Raw genomic sequence first — 16,767 nt, 5'->3', positions numbered from 1 at the left:
CACAATTTGAGTATAAGTGAAAAATCTCACTTAGGTTCTCAGAAATGACACTCTTTTTTTGCAGTTTGATGTCAACCACGACAATTCAAAAAAAACTCAGGTTTTCCTTGTAATTGGCGTGACCTGTATCACGCCTTCGAGTAAGATTAGCGACCTTTCATCCAAGGGATGGCGCGAGCAAAATTTGCGCGATCACCTACTATTATTTGGGCGGAGTTTTGAGCGCAGTTTGTAGGCAATTGCAAGCTGAGTTACCGCCGAAATAAAAAAGAAATCGATACGAATTGAGGTAGTCTCTCTATGACATTTGCTTTAGGGCAGCGCTGGATTAGCGATACGGAAAGTGATTTAGGTTTAGGTACGGTCGTCGCATTGGATGCGAGAACAGTATCACTTATGTTTGCAGCATCAGAAGAGAATCGCGTTTACGCACGTAATGATGCGCCTGTTACCCGAGTTACGTTTAATGTCGGTGATGTCATAGAGTGCCAAGAGGGTTGGTCGCTAGAGGTTGAGGAGGTCATTGAAGACCAGGGTGTGTTTACTTATATCGGTACACGTCAGGATACTGAAGATACCAATGTTGCGCTGCGTGAGATTTTCTTAAGCCATCAAATTCGTTTTAACAAGCCTCAGGACAAGTTGTTTGCTGGTCAGATTGACCGTATGGATAACTTTGTGCTGCGTTATCGTGCTCTAAGTAATCAATATGAACAGCACAAGAGTCCAATGCGTGGACTGTGTGGTATGCGTGCTGGTCTGATTCCGCATCAGTTATTCATCGCACACGAAGTTGGTCGCCGCTTTGCGCCTCGCGTATTGCTAGCGGATGAAGTGGGTCTGGGTAAGACCATTGAAGCGGGTATGATCATTCACCAGCAGGTACTCTCAGGACGTGCTCAGCGCATTTTGATTGTGGTGCCAGAGACGCTTCAGCATCAATGGTTAGTTGAGATGATGCGCCGCTTTAACCTGCACTTCTCTATCTTTGATGAAGAGCGCTGTATCGAAGCCTACGCCGAGTCAGATAATCCATTTGATACTCAGCAACTTGTATTGTGTTCACTGGATTTCCTGCGTAAGAGCCGCAAGCGTTTCGAGCAAGCTCTAGAAGGGGAATGGGACCTATTGGTTGTCGATGAAGCGCACCACCTAGAATGGAGTCAAGAGCAGCCAAGCCGACAATATCAAGTTGTCGAAGCGCTAGCGGAAAAGACACCAGGTGTCCTTCTACTGACTGCAACGCCAGAGCAGCTTGGTCGCGAAAGTCACTTTGCCCGTTTGCGTCTTCTCGATGCTGACCGATTCTTTGATTACGAAGCTTTTGTTAAAGAAGAAGACCAGTACGCACCCGTCGCAGATGCAGTAACGGCTTTGTTCTCTGGTCAAGCCTTGGCTGATGATGCGAAAAACCAGATCACTGAACTGCTTTCAGAGCAAGACGTTGAGCCACTGTTCAATGTGCTTGAGAGCAACGCAAGTGATGAAGAGAAAGCGACGGCGCGCCAAGAGCTTATCGATAACCTGATGGATCGCCACGGTACGGGGCGTGTTTTGTTCAGAAACACACGAGCGGCAATTAAAGGATTCCCTACCCGTAACGTGAATCTGATTCCGATGCCGATCCCTCAGCAGTACACTACATCAATGCGTGTCTCTGGCATGATCGGTGGCAAGATGACGCCTGAAGCGCGCGCGATGAAAATGCTCTATCCAGAGGAGATCTTCCAAGAATTTGAAGGGGAAGATTCAAGCTGGTGGCAATTCGATTCTCGTGTGAATTGGTTGATTGAAAAGATTACCGCGAAGCGCAGTGAAAAGGTGTTGGTGATTGCTTCACGCGCCAGTACTGCCTTGCAACTCGAACAGGCTCTACGTGAGCGTGAAGGTATTCGTGCCACTGTGTTCCACGAAGGCATGTCTATTCTTGAACGTGATAAAGCCGCGGCTTACTTTGCGCAAGAAGAGGGCGGTGCTCAGGTGCTGATCTGTAGTGAAATCGGCTCTGAAGGTCGTAACTTCCAGTTTGCTAACCAGTTGGTAATGTTCGATCTCCCATTTAACCCAGATCTACTGGAGCAGCGCATTGGTCGCTTGGACCGTATTGGTCAAAAGCGTGATATTGATGTGCATGTTCCTTATCTTGAAGGCACCTCTCAGGGCATTCTTGCACGTTGGTTTAATGAAGGTCTCAATGCGTTCGCAGAAACGTGTCCGACGGGTCGTATGGTATATGACCGCTATGAAGAAAGCATCATTAACATGTTGGCAAGCGGTGATACGAGTGAGCTCGATGATGTCATTGAGGGCTCACGACAGTACAACCAAGAACTCAAGCATGAGTTGGAGCAAGGTCGTGACCGCCTGCTCGAAATGCATTCTAACGGTGGTGAGGCCGCACAAGAAATTGTTGAGAAGATCTCGGCAACGGATGGCGACACTAACCTAGTGACGTTTGCCCTTAGCTTATTTGACACCATAGGCCTTAACCAAGACGACAAAGGTGAGAATGCCCTCGTTGTGACGCCATCTGAGCATATGATGGTGCCAAGTTATCCAGGTCTCCCATATGAAGGGGCAACCATCACCTTTGACCGTGATACCGCGCTATCTCGCGAGGATATGAACTTTATCAGCTGGGAACACCCAATGATTCAAGGTGGTATCGACTTGGTGATGAGCGAAGGCGTTGGTACCTGTGCGGTATCGCTTTTAAAGAACAAAGCACTGCCAGTAGGAACCATCTTGCTTGAGTTGGTTTACGTTGTCGATGCTCAGGCACCAAAGAAGAGCGGTATTAGTCGCTTCCTGCCACCAACACCAATTCGCATGATGATGGACGGGCGTGGTAATGACCTCTCAGCACAAGTCGAATTTGAAGGTTTTAATCGCCAGCTAAGCCCAGTAAACCGCCATCTAGCAAGTAAGCTCGTTACCTCGGTTCAAGCGGATGTACATCGTTTGATTGAAGCGGGCAATGGTGCTGTGGAAGAGAAGCTAACCGTGGTGCGTGAAGAGGCTCATAAAGCCATGTATGCAAGCCTAAATGGTGAGCTTGAGCGTCTACAAGCCCTTAAGGCGGTTAACCCAAATATTCGTGATGAAGAGATTGATGCCATTGAATCTCAAATCTCTGAGTTAGATGAGTACATCAACAAGGCTCAGGTTCAGCTGGATTCACTTCGCCTGATTGTGGTCAGTCATAATTAAGCGTTTCGCTGACACATTATTTAACTGATAGAATGGCGCAGCGAAAGTTGCGCCTTTTGTTTTCCTACTTTTTTACCCAGCTATACAGCGCGAGACCTTTATATGGCTATGCTAAGTTACACTCCGCCAACTGACCCTTGGATTGATATCGTCTATGAGGATGAGGCCATCCTTGCGGTTAACAAGCCATCAGGGCTTTTGTCCGTGCCGGGGAAGGCTGCTGAGCATTACGACAGTATGTGGAGTCGATTGGTGGTCGACTATCCGGAGATTCAGGTGGTACATAGATTAGACATGTCGACCTCTGGACTTATGCTTTTAGCAAAGACGAAGGAAGCCGAGCGTTCACTCAAGAAGCAGTTCCAATACCGTCTGACTCATAAGATCTACTACGCGCGAGTGTGGGGGACGCCTTCCGAGCGCGAAGGGCTGATCGATTTGCCCTTGATCTGTGATTGGCCAAACCGTCCGCGTCAAAAGGTATGTTACGAGCATGGCAAACCCTCGCAGACTTACTATCAGGTCGTTCAGCAAGAAGAGAAAACCAGTGTTGTTCGATTGTTTCCTATCACGGGCCGCTCACATCAGCTGCGAGTGCATTTGCTTGAATTAGGACACCCTATTGTTGGCGATGAATTTTACGCTCATGAAGACGCGATGAATTATTCGCAGCGACTTGAGCTGCACGCTTCAGAGCTGTGTTTCTATCATCCGCAATCAGAGCAGTTACAATCGATTTTTGTTCCTTGTGATTTCTACGAGCAGACTGAACAACTTGTGATTGAGCACTTTGACCCCGCGCCACATTTACCCGATTATAAGAGCCTGCCTCGGCCATAAATTGTTTGTCGGCCGTGAATATCAAAGGAGAAATCATGGCCGCCAAAAAGATTGTGTTTTTAGACCGAGACACGATTCCTGCACATATTCTTATTCCCCAACCTGCTTTTGACCACCAATGGGTCAATTACCCCGAGACAGCGCCGCACGAGGTCGCGCAACGGATCTCCGATGCCGATATTGTGATTAGCAATAAGGTGTACCTTGGAGAAGAAGCGCTAAACACAGCATCTCGACTGGAGCACATCGCCGTTGCTGCGACGGGAGTCAATAATGTTGATTTAGACTACTGCCGCAAACATCAGATCCGAGTCACTAATATTCAAGGTTACGCGACCCAGTCGGTCCCGGAGCACATCATCGGGCTGCTATTTGCCCTTAAACGAAACTTGTTTGCTTATCACAAAGATATTGCTGATGGGGAATGGCTGCGTCAGAACAAGTTTTGCTTCTTTACACACCCTATTCAAGATATGGCGGGATCGACCCTCGGCATCATTGGCAGTGGAACACTAGGTCAAGCTACCGCCGCGTTAGCACGCGCTATTGGTGTTAAGGTGCAGTTTGCTGAGCGTCGGGGCGTAAGCGAGTGCAGAGCAGGGTACGTTTCATTTGAGGACTGCCTTGAGACGAGTGATGCGATAGCTCTGCTGTGTCCGTTAACGGATGAAACCCGTAACCTTATTGATGCGAATGCACTCAGTAAGATGAAATCAACGGCTTTGCTCATCAACACGGGTCGAGGTGGCTTGGTTGATGAGAGCGCATTGGTCAGTGCATTGGAACGTGGCGAAATTGCTGGCGCTGGTGTCGATGTATTTACAAAAGAGCCGGCACCGATGGATAACCCATTGGTCGCGAATCAACACTTGCCAAACTTAATTCTAACGCCTCATGTCGCATGGGGGAGTGACTCATCGATTACTAGGCTGTGTGAGATATTGGTCAGTAACCTAGAGGCGACCAGCCAAGGGATTGAGCAGAATCGAGTCGTTTAGGACATTCCAAAGCTAGTGCTCTGAAAGTAAAAAGTCCCACGTAGGGTGCAATGTAGATCAGATAAGAATCGATTGACCGATCCTTCTGATGAGAGACAATCGGAAACCTGTTTATAGGTTTCCGATTTTTTATGTCTATTCAAAACTTCTTTGCCGACTTCCTCGAAGAAAACCCTGTCGATGTAGCTCAACTCACTACATTCTCTGAACACATTCCTGATGAGTGGGTCGCTAAAGCAGCCTCTCTGTCTGATAAAGCGACAATCCGTCGACGCCGATTACCGAGTGATATGGTTTTGTGGTTAATTGTTGGTATGGCTTTTTTCCGTAATGAACCCATTGCCGAAGTCGCACGGAGAATGAACGTCTGTGCAGACGGTTTGGCTGATGAAGAACTGTTGGCAAAGAGTGCTTTAACCCAAGCAAGGCAACGCTTGGGTAAAGCAGCACCTGAATGGCTATTTAGGCAATGTGGGAGAACGTGGGGGCTTGAGCGATACCCTGATGATACTTGGCAGGGCCTACAGGTTTTTGCTGTAGATGGTGCTCTTTTTAGAACAGCTGACACACCCGAACTAAGAGAACATTTTGGCTCTGGTAATACGTCTAGCAATAGACAAACCCCTCATCCAGTATTGAGGGTTGTGACCATGATGAACGTTCGCTCTCATGTCATCGTTGATGCTGCGATAAGCCCTTATCGCCGAGGTGAAATCCCTCTAGCGATGCCCTTTATCAACGCTTTACCAGACAACTCTGTGACATTACTGGACAAAGGTTTCTATGGAGCAGATTTACTCCTTTCTCTCCAAAGCAGTGGAATAAATAGACACTGGCTTCTCCCTGCAAAGAAAGGAGTCAAATATACCCTATTAGACGATAAAGAAAGCAGTGACATGCTTGTGGAAATGAAGACCTCACCGCAGGCTCGTAAGAAAAACCCTAATCTTCCTGAGAAATGGACTGTCAGGGCGGTCACTTACGAGGTCCAAGGTAAATCCAAGACGGTGTTTACCTCTCTTCCTAGAGATAAGTACGATGCTCAATCCGTGGCAGAGCTTTATCATGAAAGGTGGGAGATCGAATTAGGTTATCGTGACATCAAGAGTTCGATGCAACATAACGCTTTAGTGTTGAGAAGCAAAACAGTCGAGCTTGTCTATCAAGAGTTATGGGGACTGCTACTCGGTTATAACTTGGTGAGACGAGAAGCTAGTCAAGCCGCCGTTGAACACGGACGCTTACCTAATGAAATAAGTTTTAAGTATGCTTGCCAATTTATAGCCAGCCAGCTCAAAGTGATGAGTAAAGCGGTATCTTTAGGTAACACGCCGAAACGCCTAAAGAGCCTTCGAGGTGATTTGTCTATCCTCTTCATAGACAAACGCCCTAAGCCAAATCGGCCTAGGGCGGTAAAAATATCAAAAACCCGATACCCTGTTAATCGCAACGCAGCTCCTCTTAAGTGAACTACGTTGCACGTAGGGTGGGACTTGTCTAACAGAGCTAATTCGAAGCACGCAGAGGTAGCCCCGATGTCTAATTGGCTTGTGGTTTCACAACCAGTACATTGATTGGGGAGTTCTGCACTACCTTACTTGCCACTGAACCCAAGACCACTTTATCGATCTTCGAACGTTTATGGCTTGGCATGACAATAAGATCAGCGCCAAGACGCTCAGCATAGTCTAGGATGGTCGCGTACGGCTTGCCTTCCGCGACATGCACCTTATACACCACGTCGTCAGAGATGTGTTGTTCGGCGAACGCTTTAAGCTGCGCCTTAACATCATTCTTCATTTGCGCAGCAGCGTCCTTAGGAAAGTAGGTCGCGACCATAGACATGTGAATGCCAGGCAGCACATTCAGTAGATGGACTTCTGCGTTTGAGTGTTTGGCGTGCCAAACCGCAATTTCGACGGCTTTGTCAGAAAAGCCTTTGTCATTCAGATCGACAGGAACAAGGATTTGCTTGTACATGTTATTTCTCTTTTTGGTTCCTACCCTACTAGCATAGGGTAAAGCATAAGCTTGGCTAGTATTATCCGTTCCGTTTTAAGGTAGAGGGCCCCAAGCTTAAATACTTGGAGCCAAAATTACCTTAGGCGCTCAAATTCTCACGACGAGCGCGGCGCTTTTGATTCATCGCCATAACGAGAAGCAAAAGTAGGGCAGGTACAAAGACCCACTCTTTCATTGGTCTATCTGCTTCCTGCACGATAGATTTGATTTCCCAGTCGAAGTCCAAACCAGATGCTTCAGCAGGGCTACCAAACTCCACCATATCGACAATCATCTTGCCGTCGGTCTCGTTAAGCATTAGACCCATAGAAGCAATACGGTCGTCTGCGCCGACAGCATCATCCTCAAATGGTAGGCGAACTGTCTTCTCAACGTATTTGCCTTCAAGGGTTTCGCCAGCGACTCTCAACTCGAGGGATTGTCCAACATTTAAGTTTTCAGTAACTTGAGCTATCTCAACCCCAGGTGAAAGAACTTTCGCTGGATAGACCATATCCCACCAGAAACCTGGTCGGAAGAAGGTGAAGGTCAGAGCAAGTAGTAACACGGTTTCCCACCACTTGTTCTTAGTAAACCACCACCCTTGCGTCGCTGCAGAGAAGATCAACATCGCGATGACCGCAGAGATAACGGTGAGAGCTAAGTGCCACCATGAGTCGATGCCCATCATCAACAGCTGAGTGTTAAAGATAAACATAAACGGCAGAATCGCGGTACGAATATCGTAGGTGAAGCCTTGGATACCGGTACGGATAGGGTCTGACTTAGCAATGGCTGCCGCAGCGAAGGCTGCAAGACCTACCGGTGGCGTATCATCAGCCAGAATACCGAAATAGAATACGAACAGGTGAACGGCAATTAATGGGATAATCAGACCGTGCGCCGCGCCAAGTGTCACAATAACAGGCGCCATCAAGGTTGATACCACGATGTAGTTCGCTGTCGTCGGCAGACCCATACCTAAGATAAGCGAGATAACGGCGGTAAATAGCAGCATCAAGATGATGTTTCCACCTGAGATGAACTCAACAAAGTCGGTCATTACAAGACCGATACCTGTTAGGGTAACCACACCCACAACCGTGCCCGCCGCAGCAGTAGCTACACCGATACCAATCATGTTTCGAGCGCCGGAAACAAGACTTTCGGCTAGGTCCACAAACCCCGCTTTGAGCTCCTCAGTGACGTTACTGGTTTTTGCCATCAAGGCAATGAGTGGACGTTGAGTGATTAGGATGAAGATCATAAACACCGTTGCCCAGAATGCAGATAGACCTGGAGAGAAGCGCTCAACAGTCAAACACCAAACAAGTACTACAATAGGAAGTAGGAAGTGCAGACCTGACTTGATGGTTGGACCTGGGTCAGGGACTTCGTTTAGTTCAGCATCGATCTCGATACCGCCTTCATTGGCGTATTTAGCAGAAACCCGCAATAAGCCTATGTATGAAAGTAGTAGAGCTACACCAACGATTGGGGTGGCGGCATCGCCAAATACATCTTTAGTCCAGCCGATACCGTAGTAAACCACAGCACTAATAACGCAAAGCCCTAAGATGGTTCCTGTAAACGACAGCAGACTTTGTACTAGCGTTGGATTATGGCGACGCGGAAGTCCCGTCATGCCCGCTTTACAGGCTTCAAGGTGCACGATGTAAATAAGCGCAATGTATGAGATAAGCGCAGGCAGCAAGGCCGCTTTGATAACCTCAACATAAGAGATACCCACGTACTCAACCATCAAGAAGGCCGCGGCACCCATGATTGGTGGAGTGAGCTGACCGTTAGTTGATGCTGCGACCTCTACCGCACCAGCCTTGGTGCCAGGGAAGCCGACTCGTTTCATCAGCGGGATTGTAAATGTACCGGTCGTTACTACGTTAGCGATGGAAGAACCAGAAACAAGACCAGACAGGCCTGATGCGACAACTGCCGCTTTTGCTGGGCCGCCACGCATGTGACCAAGTAGTGAGAACGCTACTTTAATGAAGTAAGCACCCGCACCAGCACGTTCAAGCATGGCGCCGAATAGTACGAACAGGAATACAAACGAGGTCGATACGCCAAGAGCCACACCAAACACACCTTCAGTGGTTAGCCATAGGTGTGACATCGCTTTATTTAGGCTCGCACCTTTATGCGCGATGACGTCCGGCATGTATGGGCCGCCAAAGGTATACAACAAGAATACCGCAGCAACCACCATCAGCGGTGGACCGAGTGCACGGCGTGTTGCTTCTAGTAAAAGAATCATACCCGTTACGGCAGCGACAATATCCATTGTCGTTGGTGCGCCAGAGCGACCAGCGAGTTGGGTATAGAATAGATAGATATAAGCGGCAGAAAAACTGCCCGCAAGCGCTAAAATCCAGTCAATGGCAGGAATTCGGTCACGAGGAGAATTCTTCATTGCTGGGTAAGCAGTAAACGCTAAAAAGATAGCAAATGTCAGGTGGATAGAACGCGCTTCAGTGTCGTTCAGTACGCCAAAATTGAACACAAATGGTAGTGGTGATGCGTACCAAAGTTGAAATAGCGACCAACAAAGCGGAACAAACCAAAGGATCTTGGCGGGTATCCCTTTCGGGCTTCTTGCTCCAGTGTCGGCTTGTGCGACCATGTCTTGCACATCTTGCGACGGTTGTGTTGTCTGCGTCATGTACGTTGTCCTTTATTATTTTTAGGTCTGTGACTTTAGAACAAAGGCACAGAACCGTATTTCGCATTTAACATTGTAGTCAATGGATGCAAACGTGTAGTTTTCGTTGTGTTTTTTTAGGGCTCTAAATGACGGGCTTGGAAAGAGAGCCCAAATAGCCACACCAGTTGGGTGTACTAGTGTTTGTTGTTCTGAGTGTTACTCATGATAGAAAGAGGCAGGGGAAGCGGTGCTTCCCCTGCGAAGTGGTCTTATTTTAGAAGGCCAACTTCTTTGTAGTACTTCTCAGCACCTGGGTGAAGAGGGATAGAAAGACCAGCTTTCACCATGTCTTCTTTCTTCAGGTTTGCAAATGCTGGGTGTAGGCGTTTGAATGTGTCGAAGTTTTCAAACACAGCCTTAGCAACGTTGTAAGCTGTTTCGTCAGAAACGTCTGACGTGGTTACCATAGTTGCCGCTACACCGAAGCTGTTTACGTCACCCTCTGTACCACGGTACATGCCAGCAGGTACTGTGCTGTAAGCGTAGTATGGGTTTGCTGATACGATACCATCGATTTTCTCACCAGTCGCTGAGATTAGCTTCGCGTCACAAGACGTTGTTGCTTCTTTGATTGATCCGTTTGGATGACCAACAACATACACAAATGCGTCAATTTTGTTGTCACAAAGTGCTTGAGAACGCTCAGAACCTTTTAGCTCAGAAGCCAGTTTGAAGTCGTCGTTGGTCCAACCCATTGCATCCATAACCACGCCCATAGTTGCGCGGTCACCAGAGCCTGGGTTACCGATATTGACGCGCTTACCTTTAAGGTCTGTTACGTTTTCAATACCTGCATCAGCACGAGCGATGATGTTGAACGGTTCGGTGTGTAGAGAGAACATTGCACGAAGCTTTTTGTAAGGGCCTTGCTCTTCAAATTTGCTTGTGCCGTTGTAGCCGTGATATTGCCAGTCAGATTGAACGATACCGAAATCTAACTCACCAGCACGGATAGTGTTGACATTGTAGATAGAACCACCAGTGGACTCTACTGAACAACGAATGTTGTGTTCCTTACGGCCTTTATTCACAAGTTTACAGATTGCGCCACCTGTTGGGTAATAAACACCCGTAACAGAACCAGTACCAATTGTGATGAACTCTTGAGCATTAACAGCGCCCGCGCCCATCACTGCAGCGGCAATAGCACCGATTTTAACAAGTTTCTTAAATGCCATGAATTTCCCTTCCTTATTCATTATTAGCCCTGAATAACTATAGTTGTCTTCAGAGGTTTCCTATGTGGAAACGGCATCTTTTTCAATCCATATGTTGAAAAAGTGGCGCAATCATACCAAATAATTTGGAAGAAAATTACTGGATTGTTAATAGAAATAGGGGAATTGTCTGTGCTAGAGATGAAAGGGGATGTATATATTTTGGAATATAAATCAACAAAAACAAACAATTAAGGTTTATTTTTGGTCAATTCTTTGATTTTTCAAGATGTGATTCAAATCACGGAACACTGAGGTTCCGTGATAGATTGTTCTAAATGTTAATGTTTAAAACTTAACCAGCGTATTCAAATAGGTCGCACACTGAATCAAACAGCTGCTTGGTCGAAACGGTTAACGTTGGAGTGATGAAGATAGTGTCATCACCAGCTACGACCCCAAGGATGCCCTCTGCCTTACCTAGGGAGTCCAACAGTCGAGCAATAAGCTGTGCAGCGCCTGGTCCCGTGTGAATGACAACAAGCGCATTATTATGGTCAATGTCAAGAACCAACTCTCGAAGTGAGCTCGAAACAGTTGGGACGCCAAGTTCTGCTGGTAAGCAGTAAACCATCTCCATTTTGGCGTTGCGGGTTCTCACTGCGCCAAACTTAGTCAACATACGTGACACTTTGGATTGGTTAATATTTTCAAACCCTTCGTGTTTTAATGCATCGACAATCTCACCTTGAGAACCAAATCGTTCTTCTTTTAATAGCGCTTTAAAGGCGCGAACCAGATTGTCTTGTTTGTCATTATTGCGCATATACGCCTCTTATTCTTCGTTCTACTCGCAGTGATCGCCGTATTGTGGCACAGAACCCGTATCTTAACCAACTTATCCATGGTTTCTGCCAACGATATCACTTTAAACCATACTTGTTGTAGGTGCTATAACCTCATAATTACCAAGGGGAAAAGTGGGTTTTATCAGCGGACTTTACGTGCTAGTTTAGTGGCACGTATTTGGCGAGTTGCGCGAGCTCGCAAAGCTGAGGTTAATTGATTGTAATCGATTAGTGATTACTATAGCTTTTTACTAACTGATGAAAAATTACCCTACAAGACTATTAATAAGAGATACCAATCTCAAGGAGAACTACCATGAAAGTAGCTGTTATTGGTGCCGCGGGTGGCATCGGTCAAGCCCTAGCTCTACTACTTAAAAACCGTCTTCCTGCCGGTTCTGATTTAGCCCTATATGATATTGCCCCTGTGACTCCTGGTGTTGCTGCTGACCTAAGTCACATCCCGACACCTGTCTCTATTAAGGGATATGCAGGTGAAGACCCAACACCGGCACTAGAAGGTGCAGATGTTGTGCTTATCTCTGCTGGCGTTGCTCGTAAGCCTGGCATGGATCGTTCAGATCTATTCAATGTTAACGCGGGTATCGTAAAATCATTAGCAGAAAGAATCGCGGTAGTTTGTCCAACAGCGTGTATCGGTATTATCACTAACCCAGTAAACACGACTGTGCCAATTGCAGCCGAAGTTCTGAAAAAAGCGGGCGTTTATGACAAGCGCAAGCTATTCGGTGTCACTACGCTTGATGTTATCCGTTCAGAAACTTTCGTTGCTGACCTAAAAGCAAAAGATCCAGGTGACATTCGTGTACCAGTGATCGGTGGTCACTCAGGTGTGACAATTCTTCCACTGCTATCTCAAGTTGAAGGTGTTGAGTTCACTGCTGAAGAAGTTGAAGCTCTGACTAAACGTATTCAAAATGCTGGTACAGAAGTCGTTGAAGCTAAAGCGGGTGGCGGCTCTGCAACGCTATCTATGGGTCAAGCAGCTTGCCGCTTTGGTCTTGCTCTTGTTAAGGGGCTACAAGGCGAAGAGAGCGTTATTGAATGTGCTTACGTTGAAGGTGACGGTGAACATGCCCCATTCTTCGCTCAGCCTGTGAAACTGGGTAAAGACGGCGCAGAAGCGATTCTTAGCTATGGTGAGTTAAGCGACTACGAGAAAGCAGCGCTTGATGGCATGCTAGAGACGCTAAACAAAGATATCGAAATCGGTGTCGAGTTCGCTAAATAATTTCGCCTAGACGTATTAAGCGTCGTTAGAACGTGATTAAAAGACAAACCCAGCTTTCATAAGCTGGGTTTTTTGATCTATACCCTATATAAGCGCGTAAGCAATGGCGTTAGGGGAGGGGACAAAATGGAAATTAAAAACGTTCGAAAGGGCATGTGGGTTGAGTCCCAACATGGAGTCGGAAAAGTGTTGGTGATTGACGAAGTGTCAAACTCAGTGCTTGTAGAGCCGCTAGGCAGCGACACTCAGTGGGCGCTCGGTGCTGAGGAAATTGAGGAAGACCAGCAATTGCACAACGGATGCGAACAGTACTATTGAGTCGCATCCAACCGGTAACTGTAAAAAGGGGTAGCAACTCGAGCCGCTACCTCTTTTTTATGCGGTACGTTTAACAGCCATGTAAGCAAGAGCAACTAGCGCTTCTTTATAGTCACTCTCCGGAAGGATAGAAATCGCCTCTACGGCTTTGTCCGCTTCTCTAAATGCGATGTCTTCAGTGTATTTAAGCGAGCCGACACGCTTCATCGTCGACATAATGGCTTCTATCTTGTCGAGACCATTGCCTTTCTCAATCGCTTCACGAATCATTTCAGCCTCATGGGCTTCACCATGTTGCATCGCGTGGATAAGCGGAAGTGTTGGCTTACCTTCTGCCAAATCATCACCGACGTTTTTGCCCATGTCCTCACCTGATGAGGTGTAATCCATCACGTCGTCGATGAGCTGAAACGCGGTGCCCAAAAACTTGCCGTAGTTTTGCAGTGCGGTTTCTACTTCTGGCTCGGCAACATTGAGAATGGCACCTACTTGAGTTGCCGCTTCAAACAGGCGGGCAGTCTTAGAGTAGATGACCTGCATGTAACTATCTTCAGTGGTATCTGGATCATTACAGTTCATTAACTGCTGAACTTCACCTTCTGCGATTACGTTAACGGCGTCACTCATGAGCTCTAAAATGCGCAAAGAGCCAAGACCAGTCATCATTTGGAAAGAACGAGTATAGATGTAATCTCCGACCAGAACGCTCGCTGCATTGCCAAATGCTGCGTTTGCGGTCGCTTTACCACGGCGCATGTCAGACTCATCAACGACGTCATCGTGCAGTAGGGTTGCCGTGTGGATAAACTCAATAAAGGCTGCAGCAGTCGTATGAGCGTTTCCTTGGTAGCCGAGCGCTTTGGCCGACAAGAGAGCAAGTAGTGGTCTTATGCGCTTTCCACCACTGTTCACGATATAAAAACCAAGTTGATTGATTAGACTAACTTCTGAGTTTAATTGTGCTTGTATTGTTTCATTCACTTTTGCCATATCGTCGGCAGTCAGTGCTTGGATAGCTTTAAAATCCATTACATACCCGGTTGAGCTTAGAGCCAGTAAGGCTTAGTCATTAGTTATAATCTGTGAATAATACACTAAAAAACGTTGATTAATACATGGTGAAAGGGCATTATTGCCGCACTTTTCATTGGCGATTAGTGTTTCGCCAATTTTTTCAAAATATGGCTTGTCATAGGGTAATCATTCGCGTAGAATCTGCGCCCTATTGATGATTAGTTTAGCGCACACCCTATTTGTTGAAATAACAATCAAAAGGCTGTGCGGAAAAAGCGGAGTAAAATATGTACGCTGTTTTCCAATCTGGTGGTAAACAACACCGTGTAAGCGAAGGTCAAACTCTTCGTTTAGAGAAATTAGACGTTGAAACTGGTGCAACTGTTGAATTTGATAAAGTTCTACTTGTTGCTAACGGTGAAGACATTCAAGTTGGCGCTCCTCTAGTAGAGGGCGGCAAGGTTGTTGCTGAAGTAGTACAACACGGTCGTGGCGATAAAGTTAAAATCGTTAAGTTCCGTCGTCGTAAGCACTCTCGTAAGCAACAAGGTCACCGTCAGTGGTTCACGGAAGTGAAAATCACTGGCATCAACGCTTAATCGATTAGGAGAGTTTAACAATGGCACACAAAAAAGCTGGTGGTTCTACTCGTAACGGCCGCGATTCAGAAAGCAAACGTCTAGGTGTTAAGCGTTTCGGTGGTGAGTCTGTTCTTGCAGGTAACATCATCGTACGTCAACGTGGTACTAAGTTCCACGCTGGTACTAACGTTGGTATCGGTAAAGACCATACTCTTTTCGCTCTTACTGAAGGTAAAGTGAAATTCGAAGTTAAAGGTCCTAAGAACCGTAAATTCGTTAGCATCGAAGCTGAGTAATTAAGCGTTTAGCTAAATTACCCAATGCTTTCAAGCTGAATTCAAAAGCCCTGCCGAGTCGGCGGGGTTTTTTATTTGTATTGAAATGAAGGCAGTCGATAGAGACGAATCTCTAGGTTTAGATAAGGTCTAGCTTGGTGGGGAGTCGTCTCTGTCATCTGCTAAAATGTAGTGATAATCGAATGAAGCCATAAGGCGCGTCGTGATGACGCTTGAGCCTTTTGGTGGGTAAGCGAAGAAGTAGTCGGAGTAAGAGATGAAGTTCGTTGATGAAGCGGTAGTAAAAGTCCAAGCGGGCGACGGCGGTAACGGTGTTGTTAGCTTTTGGCGTGAGAAATTTGTAGCGAAAGGTGGCCCTGATGGCGGCGACGGCGGCGACGGCGGCGATATCTATATCGAGGCAGATGAAAACCTAAATACACTAATCGACTACCGTTTCCAGCGTTTCTATGAAGCGGAGCGTGGTGAAAATGGCCGTGGTGGTAACTGTACTGGTAAGCGTGGCAAAGACAAAGTCATGAAGGTGCCAGTTGGTACTCGCGCGGTTGACATTCACACCAATGAAATCGTGGCAGAAGTGGCTGAGCATGGCAAAAAGGTCATGGTTGCCAAAGGCGGTTGGCACGGTCTTGGTAACACACGTTTTAAATCATCGGTTAACCGTGCACCTCGTCAAAAGACGCTAGGTACCAAAGGTGAGATGCGTGAACTGCGCCTTGAGCTACTTCTGCTTGCAGATGTGGGTATGCTTGGTTTGCCAAACGCAGGTAAATCAACCTTCATTCGCGCGGTATCTGCAGCAAAACCTAAGGTAGCTGATTACCCATTTACCACTCTGATCCCAAGTCTTGGTGTTGTGAGTGTGGTCCCTGAGAAGAGCTTTGTAGTCGCTGATATTCCGGGGCTAATTGAAGGTGCTGCGGATGGTGCTGGCCTTGGTATTCGTTTCTTGAAGCACCTAGAGCGCTGTCGCGTGCTGCTTCATATGATCGATATTATGCCTATCGATCAATCTAACCCAATCGAAAACGCATTGACCATCATCGATGAGCTTGAGCAGTACAGTGAAAAACTGGCGGATAAGCCGCGTTGGTTGGTGTTCAACAAAGTTGATCTGATGCCAGAAGACGAAGCGAATGAAGTGATTCAAGAGATCCTTGATGCGCTGGGCTGGGAAGATGAATACTTTAAGATCTCTGCGGTTAACAAAAACGGCACCAAAGAGCTTTGCTACAAGCTAGCAGACTTTATGGAGACCTTACCGCGTGCTGAAGAAGAGATCTCTGAAGAAGAGAAAGTCGACTTCATGTGGGATGACTACCATAAAGACGCTATGTCAGGTAAAGACGTTATCACTGAAGACGATGACTGGGATGATTGGGACGACGAAGAAGATGACGGTCACGTTGTCTACGTTCGCGACTAAATCGCCATTGATTTTGAAAAACCGCAATTGTTATTGCGGTTTTTTTGTGCCTAAATCATTTCTCTGATACGTAATCTGAGGCAAACTAACCCGCTTAAACGTTT

At 46.8% G+C, this 16,767-nt stretch carries 14 protein-coding genes; 9 read left to right on the top strand and 5 right to left on the bottom strand.

Translation table 11 applies throughout. The features are described from left to right. Positions 1-300: 300 nt before the first annotated feature. The 4 genes from rapA to J4N45_RS16045 all read left to right on the top strand — a co-directional run bounded on the left by rapA (position 301) and on the right by J4N45_RS16045 (position 6,517). A complete protein-coding gene (gene rapA / locus J4N45_RS16060) occupies positions 301-3,210 on the top strand; it encodes an RNA polymerase-associated protein RapA (protein ID WP_252012477.1) in 2,910 nt (969 codons plus the stop codon). 102 nt (positions 3,211-3,312) lie between these two features. Beyond that, the gene (gene rluA / locus J4N45_RS16055; protein ID WP_252012476.1) at positions 3,313-4,050 is read left to right on the top strand and encodes a bifunctional tRNA pseudouridine(32) synthase/23S rRNA pseudouridine(746) synthase RluA; all 738 of its coding nucleotides are present in this window, start codon (positions 3,313-3,315) and stop codon (positions 4,048-4,050) included. Between the two features lie 35 nt (positions 4,051-4,085). Continuing rightward, positions 4,086-5,048, top strand: a complete 963-nt coding sequence (locus J4N45_RS16050; protein WP_252012473.1) for a D-2-hydroxyacid dehydrogenase — start codon at positions 4,086-4,088, stop codon at positions 5,046-5,048. Between the two features lie 131 nt (positions 5,049-5,179). Beyond that, positions 5,180-6,517, top strand: coding sequence for an IS4 family transposase (locus J4N45_RS16045; RefSeq protein ID WP_252012245.1), 1,338 nt, complete (start codon positions 5,180-5,182; stop codon positions 6,515-6,517). 70 nt (positions 6,518-6,587) lie between these two features. Here the strand turns inward: J4N45_RS16045 and J4N45_RS16040 are convergent, their stop codons facing one another. The 4 genes from J4N45_RS16040 to argR form a co-directional block, all read right to left on the bottom strand. Continuing rightward, on the bottom strand, positions 6,588-7,028 hold the full coding sequence (locus J4N45_RS16040) for a universal stress protein (RefSeq protein WP_042473429.1): 441 nt from the start codon (positions 7,026-7,028) through the stop codon (positions 6,588-6,590). Positions 7,029-7,149: 121 nt separating this feature from the next. After that, positions 7,150-9,729, bottom strand: coding sequence for a TRAP transporter permease (locus J4N45_RS16035; RefSeq protein ID WP_252012471.1), 2,580 nt, complete (start codon positions 9,727-9,729; stop codon positions 7,150-7,152). 251 nt (positions 9,730-9,980) lie between these two features. Then, positions 9,981-10,949 carry a TAXI family TRAP transporter solute-binding subunit gene (locus J4N45_RS16030; protein ID WP_042473432.1) on the bottom strand — a complete coding sequence of 323 codons (969 nt, stop codon included), beginning with the start codon at positions 10,947-10,949 and terminating at the stop codon, positions 9,981-9,983. A gap of 334 nt (positions 10,950-11,283) precedes the next feature. Continuing rightward, positions 11,284-11,754 carry a transcriptional regulator ArgR gene (argR, locus tag J4N45_RS16025; RefSeq protein ID WP_042473435.1) on the bottom strand — a complete coding sequence of 157 codons (471 nt, stop codon included), beginning with the start codon at positions 11,752-11,754 and terminating at the stop codon, positions 11,284-11,286. Positions 11,755-12,092: 338 nt separating this feature from the next. Here argR and mdh point away from each other — a divergent pair, with 338 nt between their 5' ends. Together mdh and J4N45_RS16015 are read left to right on the top strand one after the other, a co-directional pair. Continuing rightward, entirely contained in the window at positions 12,093-13,028 is a 936-nt protein-coding gene (mdh, locus tag J4N45_RS16020) for a malate dehydrogenase (RefSeq protein WP_042473438.1), read from the top strand. 126 nt (positions 13,029-13,154) lie between these two features. After that, positions 13,155-13,346 (top strand): hypothetical protein, encoded by a 192-nt coding sequence (locus tag J4N45_RS16015; protein WP_252012469.1) that lies wholly within the window; start codon positions 13,155-13,157, stop codon positions 13,344-13,346. A gap of 57 nt (positions 13,347-13,403) precedes the next feature. Here J4N45_RS16015 and ispB read toward each other — a convergent pair whose 3' ends face one another. Further along, positions 13,404-14,375: an octaprenyl diphosphate synthase gene (ispB, locus tag J4N45_RS16010; RefSeq protein ID WP_252012468.1), complete on the bottom strand. Its 972-nt coding sequence runs from the start codon at positions 14,373-14,375 to the stop codon at positions 13,404-13,406. A 272-nt stretch (positions 14,376-14,647) separates the two neighbouring features. Here ispB and rplU point away from each other — a divergent pair, with 272 nt between their 5' ends. The 3 genes from rplU (at position 14,648) to cgtA (ending at position 16,663) form a co-directional block, all read left to right on the top strand. Next, positions 14,648-14,959 carry a 50S ribosomal protein L21 gene (rplU, locus tag J4N45_RS16005; RefSeq protein ID WP_006074830.1) on the top strand — a complete coding sequence of 104 codons (312 nt, stop codon included), beginning with the start codon at positions 14,648-14,650 and terminating at the stop codon, positions 14,957-14,959. 20 nt (positions 14,960-14,979) lie between these two features. After that, entirely contained in the window at positions 14,980-15,237 is a 258-nt protein-coding gene (rpmA, locus tag J4N45_RS16000; protein WP_004409945.1) for a 50S ribosomal protein L27, read from the top strand. 256 nt (positions 15,238-15,493) lie between these two features. Next, positions 15,494-16,663 (top strand): Obg family GTPase CgtA, encoded by a 1,170-nt coding sequence (gene cgtA, locus J4N45_RS15995; RefSeq protein ID WP_252012467.1) that lies wholly within the window; start codon positions 15,494-15,496, stop codon positions 16,661-16,663. Positions 16,664-16,767 lie beyond the last annotated feature (104 nt).

It is taken from the genome of Vibrio sp. SCSIO 43140 (assembly GCF_023716585.1).
Lineage (GTDB): Bacteria > Pseudomonadota > Gammaproteobacteria > Enterobacterales > Vibrionaceae > Vibrio > Vibrio maritimus_B.
Note: the sequence above shows the minus strand (reverse complement) of the source record. Positions and strands in the feature narration are given on the sequence as shown.